General features: G+C 53.2%; 12 protein-coding genes. 7 read left to right on the forward strand and 5 right to left on the reverse strand.

The window, feature by feature from the left end; all coding sequences use genetic code 11:
- Window positions 1-231: 231 nt before the first annotated feature.
- Together BC440_RS21095 and BC440_RS21100 are read right to left on the reverse strand one after the other, a co-directional pair.
- Window positions 232-1,248 carry a Fe(3+) ABC transporter substrate-binding protein gene (locus BC440_RS21095; protein WP_110252310.1) on the reverse strand — a complete coding sequence of 339 codons (1,017 nt, stop codon included), beginning with the start codon at window positions 1,246-1,248 and terminating at the stop codon, window positions 232-234.
- Between the two features lie 159 nt (window positions 1,249-1,407).
- Window positions 1,408-2,241 (reverse strand): 3'-5' exonuclease, encoded by an 834-nt coding sequence (locus BC440_RS21100; RefSeq protein WP_071241291.1) that lies wholly within the window; start codon window positions 2,239-2,241, stop codon window positions 1,408-1,410.
- Window positions 2,242-2,627: 386 nt separating this feature from the next.
- Between BC440_RS21100 and BC440_RS21105 the strand changes: the two genes are divergently transcribed.
- Window positions 2,628-3,632 (forward strand): ABC transporter substrate-binding protein, encoded by a 1,005-nt coding sequence (locus BC440_RS21105; protein ID WP_247643634.1) that lies wholly within the window; start codon window positions 2,628-2,630, stop codon window positions 3,630-3,632.
- Window positions 3,633-3,767: 135 nt separating this feature from the next.
- On the opposite strand, the gene BC440_RS21110 is transcribed toward BC440_RS21105, so the two are convergent.
- A complete protein-coding gene (locus BC440_RS21110) occupies window positions 3,768-4,262 on the reverse strand; it encodes a MarR family transcriptional regulator (RefSeq protein WP_071241293.1) in 495 nt (164 codons plus the stop codon).
- Window positions 4,263-4,502: 240 nt separating this feature from the next.
- Here BC440_RS21110 and proV point away from each other — a divergent pair, with 240 nt between their 5' ends.
- The 6 genes from proV (at window position 4,503) to BC440_RS21140 (ending at window position 11,203) form a co-directional block, all read left to right on the forward strand.
- Complete coding sequence (gene proV / locus BC440_RS21115; RefSeq protein ID WP_007089950.1) at window positions 4,503-5,708, forward strand: glycine betaine/L-proline ABC transporter ATP-binding protein ProV; 1,206 nt, start codon at window positions 4,503-4,505, stop codon at window positions 5,706-5,708.
- The gene (proW, locus tag BC440_RS21120; RefSeq protein ID WP_063092928.1) at window positions 5,701-6,807 is read left to right on the forward strand and encodes a glycine betaine/L-proline ABC transporter permease ProW; all 1,107 of its coding nucleotides are present in this window, start codon (window positions 5,701-5,703) and stop codon (window positions 6,805-6,807) included. The genes proV and proW overlap by 8 nt, the downstream gene beginning before the upstream one ends.
- Before the next feature lie 63 nt (window positions 6,808-6,870).
- A complete protein-coding gene (proX, locus tag BC440_RS21125; RefSeq protein WP_071241294.1) occupies window positions 6,871-7,887 on the forward strand; it encodes a glycine betaine/L-proline ABC transporter substrate-binding protein ProX in 1,017 nt (338 codons plus the stop codon).
- Between the two features lie 205 nt (window positions 7,888-8,092).
- Window positions 8,093-8,959, forward strand: a complete 867-nt coding sequence (locus tag BC440_RS21130; protein ID WP_071241295.1) for a proline/glycine betaine ABC transporter permease — start codon at window positions 8,093-8,095, stop codon at window positions 8,957-8,959.
- Complete coding sequence (locus tag BC440_RS21135) at window positions 8,956-9,975, forward strand: glycine betaine/L-proline ABC transporter ATP-binding protein (RefSeq protein WP_071241296.1); 1,020 nt, start codon at window positions 8,956-8,958, stop codon at window positions 9,973-9,975. The genes BC440_RS21130 and BC440_RS21135 overlap by 4 nt, the downstream gene beginning before the upstream one ends.
- Before the next feature lie 157 nt (window positions 9,976-10,132).
- Window positions 10,133-11,203: an HD domain-containing phosphohydrolase gene (locus BC440_RS21140; protein ID WP_139192168.1), complete on the forward strand. Its 1,071-nt coding sequence runs from the start codon at window positions 10,133-10,135 to the stop codon at window positions 11,201-11,203.
- Here the strand turns inward: BC440_RS21140 and rfbC are convergent.
- Window positions 11,182-11,805 carry a dTDP-4-dehydrorhamnose 3,5-epimerase gene (gene rfbC, locus BC440_RS21145; RefSeq protein ID WP_071241298.1) on the reverse strand — a complete coding sequence of 208 codons (624 nt, stop codon included), beginning with the start codon at window positions 11,803-11,805 and terminating at the stop codon, window positions 11,182-11,184. The two genes, BC440_RS21140 and rfbC, sit on opposite strands and share 22 nt — an antisense overlap.
- Window positions 11,806-11,817: 12 nt before the next feature.
- Window positions 11,818-13,008 (reverse strand): hypothetical protein, encoded by a 1,191-nt coding sequence (locus tag BC440_RS21150; protein WP_071241442.1) that lies wholly within the window; start codon window positions 13,006-13,008, stop codon window positions 11,818-11,820.
- Window positions 13,009-13,061 lie beyond the last annotated feature (53 nt).

Raw genomic sequence — 13,061 nt, forward strand, 5'->3', positions numbered from 1 at the left:
CACGGTCATCGATATGCAAGGTTCCGGGGACTGATCAATGTCAAATGCCAATGTCTGCTGGCCGCCGCCGCCCAAAACATCAAGAAAATAGCCCTGGCTTTGGGCCCCAAGGGGCCAATCGCCGAGGCATAATCCCCTCGGCACACTCAAGCCAGCTTTCAAACACCTCTAAAAGCAAAACCCCGCCAAAATATGACGGGGTTTGTCAGCGGTCTGAAAACGAAAATTCGTTTATTCGTTGTATCCCACTTCATCGATCATGCGTACGGCATCCGCACGCAGACGCGCAATTTCAGACAACGGCAGCTCATCAGCCTTGAACGTGCCCCACGACTTCACATAGTCGGACCATTCAACACCCGGCTTGACCGGATATTCGTAATTCACTTCGGCATAGATTTTCTGTGCCTCGTCACCCGAAAGGAATTCCATCAACTTGACGGCGTTTTCCTTGTTCGGGGCACCTTTGATCAGGGTCATGCCGGAAATGTTCATCGACATGCCGCGGTCATTCTGATTGGGGAAGATAATATTTACCGATTCCGCCCATGCGCGCTGTTCCGGGTCATCAAGCATCTTGCCGTAGTAATAGGTATTGGCAATCGCGACATCGCATTCGCCTTCCTTGATCGCCTTGACCTGACCACGATCATTGCCCTGTGGCTTGCGTGCAAGGTTTGCTTTCAACCCTTCGAGCCATGTTTTGGCTTCTTCTGTGCCGTGATGCGCAATCATCGAAGAAACCAGCGCGATATTGTAATCATGCGTACCAGAACGGGTACAAACGCGGCCCTTCCATTTCGGATCGGCAAGATCTTCGTATGTGGCAATTTCGCCCTCGGTCACACGGTCTTTCGATGCATAAAGAGCGCGACCACGCTGGGTCAGCGCGAACCACTGATCGTTTTCATCGCGCAAGTGGGCCGGAATATTTGCTTCCAGAACATCACTATTGACGGCGTCGGTGACACCGGCATCGACGGCTTCCTTGATGCGGCTGATATCGACGGTCATCAGGACATCCGCCGGGCTGTTTGCACCTTCCTGCTTGATCCGCTCAACCAGACCTTTTTCCGCGAAGATCACATTGACCTTAACTCCGGTTTCCTTGGTGAAGCTCTCGAACAGGGGCTCAACAAGGAAAGGCTGGCGCAGGGAGTAGACATTCACTTCCTGTGCAGAGGCGGCCGAAGCCGTAACGGCGGCAGCACCCAACACCGTGCCACAGATGATTCTCCTGATATCCATCGAAACGTTTCCCTTGAAATCTTTTCACCACGACATGCGTTTGCAAGTCACTTGCAACCAGGCATCAGCACTAATCGCAAATGATTCGCAATTCAATACAGATCACACAAAACGATCCCGTCGGTGTGAAACGTTTCACTTTACCGAAACCGGGATATCTTAAAGCAGATTGAATGATCCGGCGCTTGAAGCCCGCCAGGCGTCGAGGAATTCCTGATAAGCCGGGATATCCCCTGCCCGTTCCTCAAGCCATGCGACGGTCAGATTGATGGCGTGATTATAACCGTCATGGTCGCTTAATCCGGTGTGGAGAACATAGCGAAGATAAAGAAGATAGGTGTTGAGAACATCCGTTTCGCAGTAACGACGAATGCCTTCAATCTCGCCATTGTCATACATGTCCGAAACTTTGCTACCATCAACGCCGGTCTTGCCCGGAAGATCAAGGGCGGCACAGACCTCGTTCATTTTGGTTCTTGCGGATGCACCGTAGTCGGAAAGAACTTCGGCAAGGTCGCAATGCCAGTTTGGCGCATAACGCGACGTATAATTTTCCCACTTGTTGGCGGATTGGTGTAACCACCGCGCACTCACCCCATGCTTCATCGCGCGATATTTCAAAACCGGCAGATCGAACCCGCGACCATTGAAACTGACAAGCCTAGGATAAAGTTTACCGCAATAGGCAAAGAAACCGTTCACAAGGTCCTTTTCCTCGCTGATCAGATCACCACCGGAACGCAGTTCTTCGATCTCGTAAGTTTCAAGATTTCCGTCGCGCTGGATCGTGGCGCGCAGGAAACTGATCGCGACAACCTTGTGAAATGGTTGGCGCGGGAAACCGTTTCGACCATCGGTGATATCTAGATGATATTTTTCGAGCATCTCGCGGCCTGTTGCCGGATCAGGTGCGGTTTCGCCGGTCAATTGTGGCAGAACATCGATATCGGGAACGGTTTCGATATCAAAAACAAACAGACTGTCATGCGTCATGGTGACCCCCGGCGAAAATGCGTTTGGCGCAGCATAAACATGCCACAGGAAAGTTTCACGAACTTCCGGTCAAAATTCCACCCCCCGCAATCGTAAATACACTGACATCTCCTGACATCGTTGTCAGGAGGAGCGTTTTATACTGCAACCCATCATGGCTCATCACAAGTCCGGCAAATGTCGGCAAGCAGGGTTGCGTCATCTTTGGACCCGAGGTTAAACTTCGACCTACCTGTATCAGGGGCAAAGTCCAGTCAGGGGACCAAATGAACAACCACTGGTGACATGACGGCATCCAACCGTCGGACATTGCATTTGATGCGCTTCCGGACCGTAGAAGATAGTCAAAGGGAAAAATGATGAACATCCTGCCTACCGGAGCCGCAATGCTTATGGCCGCTGGCCTTGCATTTTCCAGTTTCACAAGCGCACAGGCACAGGATGCCAGTTGCGAGATTGATCGCCCGGTGATGTTCGCCGGGCTGAATTATGACAGTGCGCTTTTCCACAATGCTGTCGCGCGCTTTATCATTGAAAAGGGTTATGGCTGCCAGACCGACGCCCTGCCCGGTGATGTGATTCCGCTTTTGACCGGTGCGGGTAAAGGCGACATCGACGTTGTCATGGAAATCTGGCGCGATAACGTGGCAGACGCATGGAAAAAGGCAGAGGCCGCCGGAAATGTTACCCAAATCGGGGTGAATTTCGATGATGCGGTCGAAGGCTGGTTCGTGCCGCGTTATGTGATCGAAGGCGATAAGGAACGCGGGATCGAGCCGATGGCGCCCGATCTAAAGTCGGTCGATGCTCTGCCCAAATACGCCAAACTGTTCGAAGACGCCGAAGAACCGGACAAAGGCCGCTTTTACAATTGCCCGGCGGGCTGGGTTTGCGAAAAGGTCAATTCGGCGAAACTCGTGGCCTATGGCCTTGATGACAGCTTCACCAACTTCCGCCCAGGCACCGGTGCGGCGCTTTCTGCGGCAATCGCCTCTGCGCACAAGCGTGGCGAGGCGGCACTTTATTACTATTGGGGGCCGACATGGGTGATGGGTCTTTATGACAGCTATCGCCTTGAAGAACCGGCCTATGATCAGTCGATCTTCGACAAGCTGAAAACAGATCCAAACCCGAAAAAAGCCACGGCCTATCCCGAAAGCACGGTTACGGTCGGGGTTAATACGGAATTCATGAAATCAGCGCCCAAACTGATCGAATTCCTGACGCATTATGAAACCAGCAACGCCATGGTTTCGGAAATGCTGGCCTATATGCAGGAAAACGAAGAAAAGCCCGAAGATGCAGCACTTTATTTCCTGAAAGAAAAGCCGGACGTTTGGAAAGCCTGGGTGCCGGAGAAAGTGGCAGAGCGGGTTGAGGCCGCGCTTTAAAAACAGGTAGCAACCTGATCGCAATGCGGTCTTGCAAATATTGATCACGGGGCAGATTTCGATCTGCCCCTTTTTGCTGCGCCTTCAAAATTGGTTAGGGGTGGAAACAATCGAGGCAATCCCGATTGCCCCATTCTAGTCCACGGAAAACCGATCGTGTCCGGTCGGCGGCCTGGGGTCGACTTCTTCGGTATCCATCAGGCGGGCAACACGCTGCAATGAGGTCAGAATGCGACTGCGTTCGTTCATATCAAGCATTTCATAGCGCTGCATGAATTCACCGTCCATCAGCGGTGGCGTATCGCTCAGTACGGCAAGCCCCTTGTCGGTAAGGCGACTATTGACCACCCTCTTGTCATCCGCGTTGCGGGCCCGCTCGATAAAACCGCGATCTTCAAGCCGGTTCAGGATCGTCGTAACGGTTGCCTGACTAAGCGAGACATGCCGCGAGATTTCCTTGACCGTCACCGCCCCCAATTCTTCGATTGCCAGAAGCACGACAAGCTGCGGAACAGTAAGACCACAAACCTTCATCACATGTTTTGAATGCAGATCGGTTGCACGAATGATCTGCCTCAGCGCGACCAGAACATCGAGAAACTCTCTTCTTTTCTGCTGATCCGTGATCATACGCGCCGTTCTCCCTGTCATGTTATCGGGCCAACTTAGCGCCATTATAATTTGACATCAAATGTTTTGATCTGTAACTATCAAAACACAGAATGTGACGAAATTGGGGGAGCAGGCGCGATCCGGCGCAAAGATCACACCTGTCTCGACATGACATTTTCAATGGATGACATCGCGTGGTTTCCGCAACCCGGGATCGACCGACGCTTGTTGTCCGACAACAACAAATGACAAGGGCCAATGACCGATAAAATCGTTGTAAAGGACCTTTACAAAGTCTTTGGCGACCGTCCTGATCAGGCAATGCAGATGATCAATGACGGGATCGACAAAGCCGAAATTTTTGACAAAACCGGACAAACCGTCGGGGTTTGCGGCGCCAGCTTCACCGTCCGCCAGGGCGAGATTTTCGTTGTGATGGGGCTCTCGGGATCTGGAAAATCGACACTTGTTCGCCTGCTGAACCGTTTGATCGAGCCAACGTCGGGCCAGGTTCTTTATGACGGCACCGACATTGCCGCCATGAATGACGAAGAATTGCGCGAATTACGCCGCAGGGACATGTCCATGGTATTCCAGTCCTTTGCACTGATGCCCCATATGAGCGTTGTCGAAAATGCAGCATTTGGCCTTGAATTGGCGGGTGTTGCCGAAAACGAACGCCATGAGCGCGCCCTGAATGCGCTTGATCAGGTCGGACTGAAAGCACAGGCCAATTCCTACCCCGATGAACTTTCGGGTGGCATGCAGCAGCGCGTCGGCCTTGCCCGTGCCCTTGCCAACGACCCATCCGTTATGTTGATGGACGAAGCATTTTCCGCCCTTGATCCGCTGATCCGTACAGAAATGCAGGACGAACTTCTAACCCTGCAACGTGAACACAAGCGCACCATCATCTTCATCTCGCACGATCTGGATGAAGCGATGCGCATCGGTGACCGGATCGCAATCATGGAAGGCGGCATTGTCGTTCAGGTCGGAACGCCTGAGGAAATCCTCAACAATCCGGCCAATGACTATGTCAAATCGTTCTTCCGTGGTGTTGATGTCTCAACAATTCTTACGGCCAAGGATATCGTCGTAAAACGCCAGGTTACTGTGATCGAACGCGAAGGTGTTGGCCTTAAAACAGCCCTTAACCGCCTGCGTAACGAAGACCGCGAATATGGCTATATCGTTGGTGACAAGCTTGATTTCCACGGGATCATTTCCGTCGACAGCGTCGATCAGGCGATCAAATCAGGTGCCGACAAACTTTCAGCAGCTTTCCTGCCTGATATCGAAGCCGTTTCCCATGACACCCAGCTTTCCGACCTGATCGGAACCGTGGCACATACGCCATGCGGCGTGCCGGTCGTCAATGAAAACGGCAAATATCTTGGCGTAATCAACAGAGCCAATCTTTTGGCGACTCTCGACCGCGAAGGAGATGGCGCAAATGGCTGATAACAGCAATCCGTGGGGTGCTGCCACCGATACCGGCGCGGCAGATGCAGCAAAAGACGCAACCACATCAGGTGCCGCCGATGCGGCCCGGAACGGCGCATCCAATCCATGGGGTGGCGGTGACGCTTCTGACACGGCAGGAGACTGGCTTTCGAATGCCGCCCCTGCCCCGGAACATCATTTTGATATCCTCCATCCTTTTCAGGATGCGGTCATTCCACTTGATATCTGGGTCAATCATGGGTTGGAATGGGTCGTCGATAACTTTCGCAGCGTCTTTCAGGCGATCCGCTGGCCGATTGATGCGGTCCTATCGGGTGTCGAAACCGGGTTGCAGGCAACACCAGCCATCGTTGTCATTCTGATCCTGTCATTGATTGCGTGGCAGTTGGCCGGTCGTCGCCTTGCGATTGGTACTTTGATTTCGATGATTGCCGTTGGTCTGATCGGTGCCTGGTCAGAAGCCATGGTGACATTATCACTGGTTATCACATCGGTTCTGTTCTGCGTGGTTCTGGGCCTGCCGACCGGTATCTGGCTGGCACGCAATGAACGGGCAGCAAATACGGCACGCCCCGTCCTTGACGCAATGCAGACAACACCTGCGTTTGTTTACCTTGTGCCTATCGTGATGCTGTTTGGTATTGGCAACGTTCCGGGCGTGGTGGTGACCATCATCTTTGCCCTGCCGCCACTGATCCGCCTGACCATTCTGGGTATCCGTCAGGTGCCCGGCGATCTGGTCGAAGCGGCTCGTTCGTTTGGCGCCAGCCCGAAACAGCTTCTGTTCCGTGTTCAGCTTCCGCTTGCCATGCCGACAATCATGGCAGGCGTGAACCAGACCCTGATGCTTGCCCTTTCGATGGTGGTGATCGCCTCGATGATCGCTGTTGGTGGCCTTGGTCAGATGGTTTTGCGCGGCATTGGTCGCCTTGACATGGGCCTTGCCACAGTTGGCGGTGTTGGGATTGTCCTTCTGGCCATCGTGCTTGACCGCATGACGCAGGCGCTTGGTCAGGATAGCCGCAGCAAGGGCACCCGCCACTGGTACGAAAGCGGCCCGGCCGCAGCTATCCGTTCCCTTATGGGCAAAAAATAACCGGCACGCCGGTTTGAAAACAAGGGCAGAAAACTGCTCCAATCAATCAACAAGGAGAAGCTAATGACGATCCTGAAGAAACTTTCCACCGGTGCAGCCATTGCTGTGACCAGCTCGTTTCTGATCAGCGGCACTGCTTTTGCCGACAACATGAAACCGGGCGAAGGCGTTGAAGTTCAGCCGCTTAAAAGCTCGATCGCCGAAGAAACATTCCAGACCGTTCTGGCGAACAAGGCGCTTGAAGAACTTGGCTATGACGTCCAGGACATCCAGGAAATCGAATATGCCGCTGGTCACGTTGCCATTGGTAATGGTGATGCAACTTTCATGGCCGATCACTGGAACCCGCTACATGCCGATTTCTACAAGGCAGCCGGTGGCGATGAGAAAATCTATCGCGAAGGTGTATATTCACCGGGCGCCTTGCAGGGTTACCTGATCGACAAGAAAACAGCTGATGAATACAACATCACCAATATCAGCCAGTTGTCCGATCCGGAAATTGCCAAGATTTTCGACAATAATGGTGACGGCAAAGCCGACCTTGCCGGTTGCAACCCGGGCTGGGGCTGCGAAGGTGTAATCGAACATCACCTTGATGCCTATGACCTGCGCGATACGGTGGCCCACAATCAGGGTTCCTATTCTGCGATCATCGCCGACACCATCACCCGTTATAAGGCTGGCGAGCCGATCCTGTATTACACGTGGACCCCTTATTGGGTTTCAGGCGTTCTCGTACCGGGCAAAGACGTTACCTGGCTTCAGGTTCCGTTCTCGTCGCTTCCGGGTGAAAACAAGGAAGCCGACACCGCCCTTCCGGACGGTTCGAACTATGGCTTCCAGGTGAACAACCAGCAGATCATCGCCAACAAGGCATGGGCCGAAGAAAACCCGGCTGCAGCGAAACTGTTTGCGATCATGGAACTGTCAGCCAACGACATCTCGGCCCAGAACCTTCGCATGCGCGATGGTGAAAAGTCGGCCGAAGACATCAACCGTCATGCCGATGCCTGGATCAAAGCCAACCAAGCGAAATTCGATGGCTGGCTTGAAGAAGCACGTAAAGCTGCGATGTAATCGCGTTAAGGCTTTTAAGCTTTGACGTCTTTGACGTGTAAAGCAGCCCGCCTGAATGGGGCGGGCTGTTTTATTATCAGTTCCTGACGCAAAAAACTGTCAGGAGATGTCAGTCCCTCAAGCAATTAATCGTGCGCAGGCGGGATCATATTGCTAGGCTCCTACGTTCATTGGTTTTCTGAACACAACCGGCCGGACGCACACGATGTTTCCAGAACAATTGAATGTGCCCTTGGGCAAATGGGTCAATCGCTTTGTCGACTGGTTGGTGGTGAATTATGGCGATGCGTTTGAGGCGTTTGCCGACAGCCTGCTGACAATTCTGGTCTGGCTTGAACAAATCCTGCGCGGAACGCCTTGGTGGATCGTGGTGATCGCGGTTGCGGTGATCGGATTTCATGCCAGCCGCAACTGGAAAATTGCCGCTGGACTGGCAATTGCCATGGTTGCCATCGGATCGCTGGGGCTTTGGGACAAGGCGATGCAGACCCTTGCCCTGATGATCGTGGCGACGTCACTTTCGGTGATCATCGGCGTTCCGGTCGGCATTGCGATGGCGATGTCAAACCGGCTACGCGCCGTAATGCTGCCGATCCTTGATACCATGCAGACAATGCCAAGCTTTGTGTATCTGATTCCAGCTTTGATGCTGTTTGGTCTGGGCAAGGTACCAGCCATCCTTGCAACTGTGATTTACGCGGCCCCGCCGGTAATCCGTCTGACCGATCTGGGCATCAGGCTGGTCGATGCCGAAGTTCTTGAAGCATCCCGGTCATTCGGAGCCAGCCGCAAGCAAATCCTCTGGAAAGTGCAACTCCCCCTCGCCCTGCCCAACATCATGGCCGGGATCAATCAGACGACAATGATGTCGATCTCGATGGTGGTGATTGCATCCATGATCGGTGCGCGCGGCCTTGGTGAACAGGTATTGATGGGCATCCAGCGCCTTGATGTTGGTGCGGGTATGGAGGCCGGTATTGCGATTGTGCTTCTGGCGGTTGTGTTTGACCGGATCGGTCAGGCTTATGGCAGACGGTCCCAACGCAGTCACAAGGCGGAGGAAAAGCCATGAGTTATATTGAAATCCGCAATATTTTCAAAATCTTCGGCCCGGATCCGCAAACAGCACTTAAACTGGCGCAAGACGGTGCCGATAAGGATGAAATCCTTGCCAAGACCGGCCATACGGTCGGCCTGCATGATGTATCACTCTCTGTCGAACGGGGTGAAACATTTGTGGTTATGGGGCTTTCGGGGTCAGGAAAATCAACCCTGATCCGGCATCTGAACCGCCTGATTGATCCGACGTCAGGCGAAGTCCTTTTTGACGGCACCGATATCCTTGCCATGAGCATCAGTGAATTGAATGCATTTCGGCGCAAAAGGCTTGGCATGGTGTTTCAGCGCTTCGGGCTTTTGCCCCACCGCAGTGTGATCGACAATGTCGGCTATGGTTTGGAAATTCAGGGGATTGATCGCAAACCACGCGAAGATGCGGCTCGCAACTGGATCGAACGGGTCGGCCTTGCCGGATACGAAGATAAATTCCCCGATCAGCTTTCAGGCGGCATGCAGCAGCGCGTGGGCCTTGCCCGTGCTTTAACAACCGATCCCGAAGTCCTTCTGATGGACGAGGCATTTTCAGCCCTTGATCCACTCATCCGCAATGACATGCAGGATGAGTTGATGAAACTTCAGGGCGAGCTTCATAAAACCATCGTGTTCATTACCCATGATCTGGACGAGGCACTTAAGCTGGGCGATCGGATTGCGATCCTGAAGGATGGCAAACTCATTCAGGTCGGTCGACCCGAAGAAATCATCATGCAGCCCGCTGATGCGTATGTACGTGCCTTCACCCGCGATGTGAACAGATCACGGGTACTGCGTGCCCGTACCTTGATGCAGCCCGTTGCAAATGGCTGCGACGTCAATGCGGGTTGGCCCAGGATTGCCGGGGACATGCGCCTTGAAGATATCCTGCCCGTCGCACTGGCGACCGAGGGATCAATGGCCGTGATTAACGACAGGCAAGAAACGGTCGGCATCTTAAGCAAACAACAGGTGATTGCAGCACTGGCCGCATAATTTTTTGATTAGAGGCTTCTAATTGCTTGATAAAATCTTATATTCATACGAATACAAGCGATAATATCGGGCAGGAATTCAGTCTCATGGCACTTCGTTGACCACCGGAACCCAAAACATATTGCATGTCGTGTGCGAAAGCGACCGCACGGCTTTGATGCCGGTATCCCTGCTTGGTTTTGACATTCGGGTCTCGTCCATTGCTGATAAAATTCCGCTGGATGCGCAAACCATCGTTCTAGATATCGATCTTGCGAAGGCCGATAATATCACCAAGCTGACAGCGTTTCGCAAAACGGCTCCTGCCCGCTGCAAACAGATTTTCGCGATCACCAAAGGCAACCTGCAGGAAGAATTGCAGGCGACCACTCTTGGCGCGCGCAAGACAACGCACAAACCGTTAAACGATGTCGGGCTGGCAAAGATTATCGAAGACATTCGCGAGGCGGAGGGCATATTTACCCCGACAGCGACCAAAGCGATAAACGCAGCAGCAAAGACACTTGAAAAAACCTTCACCCAGTTCGGAGCAAACAGGCCCGTCGATCTTGACGAAGTTGCGGCAACCGGCGAGGAAGTTGCAAAAACCATTGGCGATGTCGGTGTAAATGAATGGCTATCGACTGTGCGGGCCTATCACCAGACAACCTTCCAGCACATCCTGATCGTAACCGGTCTTGCCTGCTCGTTTGCTACTGCAATGGGAATGCGGCGCGGCGATATCGAAAAGCTGACCATCGCCGGATTGCTGCATGATATCGGCAAGGTCGATATCCCGGCTGCAATCCTTGATAAGCCGGGAAAATTAACCTCCGAAGAGTTTGACGTCATCCGTACCCATCCCTTGGCGGGTTACCGGTTCCTTTCCCGGCAAGGCGGCATCGACGAAGACGTTCTGGATGCCATCCTGCATCATCATGAATTCCTGAACGGCACTGGCTACCCGGATGGCCTGTCAGGTGACCAAATTCGCGATCTGACCCGTATTCTGACCGTTTGCGATATCATGGGTGCACTGCTTGAACGGCGATCCTACAAAGAACCCTTCAGCGTCACAGAATCTTTATCCATCCTTTTGCAAATGGCCAACGACGGCAAAGTGGAAAAGGTCCTGGTGCACGCCCTGGGCAGGACGCTTGAAAAGAACATCAACGCAATCAACGATAAAATCCCGGACGAAAGCCTGATTGCGCTGGCTCCGCTATATCAATCACCCGTCGACGCGTGATAACGCCCGATATCCCCGGCAAGAGCATGATGCGCCGCCGCCGCACGCGCAACATCAACTGAAAACAGTTCGATCAATGCGGGCTGAGCTCTGTCTTTTTCCGATAGTACGGGCTGCTGACCAAATAATTCCCAATCGATCTGAAGATCAGGGTCATTCCACGCGATCCCACGGTCATTTTCAGGGCTGTAATAATCCGACACCTTGTAAATCACGGTGGTGTCGGGCCGCATGGTACGGAAACCATGGGCAAATCCCGGCGGTATCCATAGCTGATACCAGTTTTCCGCCGACAGTTTGATCTTGATGTGGTGCCCGAAAGTCGGTGAATGCGGGCGGATATCAACGGCGATATCCATGATCTCCCCCGTTGTCACCCGGACCAGCTTACCCTGAACATGGGGTTCAGATTGGTAATGCAAACCACGAATGGTGTTGATCGGTTTGCTGATGGACTGGTTTTCCTGCACGAGTGTTACATCGCCAATTGCCGCACGAAATTCATCCTCGCGGAAGGTTTCGGCAAATGTTCCACGCGGGTCACGATGACGGTTGGGGACAAAAAGCACCGGCCCGTCAATGTCAAAACGATCAAATTCCATGGCCTTATCCTTTTACTTCCTGATGGAAACGGGAAAACGTACCAACTGTCGCGGCACCCGCCACTTCCCGTTATGAGGCTTTGGGATCAAACGCACGAACACGAGGCTGGCCTCGTCATCCACAGTGCTAAAAAGCCGATCCTGACTGTCTTCATCAATCATGGTGGCATAGGCCGCAAACGGATCCCCCGGTCCGGCATCGGGGTCCAGATCCTCATCCAGAAGGAACTGCGGATCCGACCAGTTTTTCATATCTGCCGACGTCGAATAAAAGATTCCGTGACGATCTGTACCGTCCTTGTTGCGTTGCCGGTGCTGATAGATCGCAATAAAGTTATTGGTGCCTTCGTGTCGCACCAGCCCCCGGATCGAGGTAATGCCTCTTGGCCCAACGCGGGCGCAATCAGTCTGTTTGACATGCCATACGTTTTCAGTCAGGCGGGCAGCGTCGATGAAATCCTCGCCATCCCAAACCTGCCAGCTTGACGGGTCATTGGCGGGGGCGCGGACCAGACAATTGCGCGAATTTTTCCATTCCTCTTCCCGTCGCCAGACAATGGCATAAAGATAATTCTGCCAATTGATGATGTTGGTCACGGTTACGTAGCTTGGCGCACGTTTGCGGTCATCGCGATAAGGTTCGGGTGGCGGAAAGGGTGCGTGATGAGGCGGTTTTCCCAGATAATCAAATGTCTTGCCACCATCGGTCGATTTCAGCGTTACCAATCCGTTGATCCAGCAATCAATCCGCTTTGTCCGTCCCTTGCAGGGCATTTCGTGCCGATACGGCATGAAGCTGGCACTGCCCAGTGCATAAACATTTCTGCCATCATTGGTGTAAATGGCGTGGATCCAGGTGCGGTCATCGAGAAGATCGGGCTGCGCCTTGCCTGCCGCCATAAACCGGCTGTCGCAATCGGGTTTCAGGCTATCGAAACCATACCCGACAAATGCCCGGTTCTGAAAATTCGGCGCAAACAGGATCATGCGCCCCTTGTCATCGCGAAAGGCACGTGCTGGCGCATCGGGCAAATGATGTGAATCACAACCCGCAACGTCACTGTCAAAAATGACTTTTTCCGGTCCCGTGACGGTCAATTCAAGCGCCGAGGAATTCGGAGATGAGAAAGCAAGTATGCCGCCACCGGAAAAGACGGTCGCAATCAATACTGCCGCGTAGCGGAAATGCGATCTGGTTAACACGTCGCCATCCATTACCGTTTGAAGCGAAAAGAAACACAGGCATGACCGGCACT

It is taken from the genome of Thalassospira sp. MIT1004 (assembly GCF_001858545.1).
In the GTDB taxonomy this organism is placed as follows: Bacteria; Pseudomonadota; Alphaproteobacteria; order Rhodospirillales; family Thalassospiraceae; genus Thalassospira; species Thalassospira xiamenensis.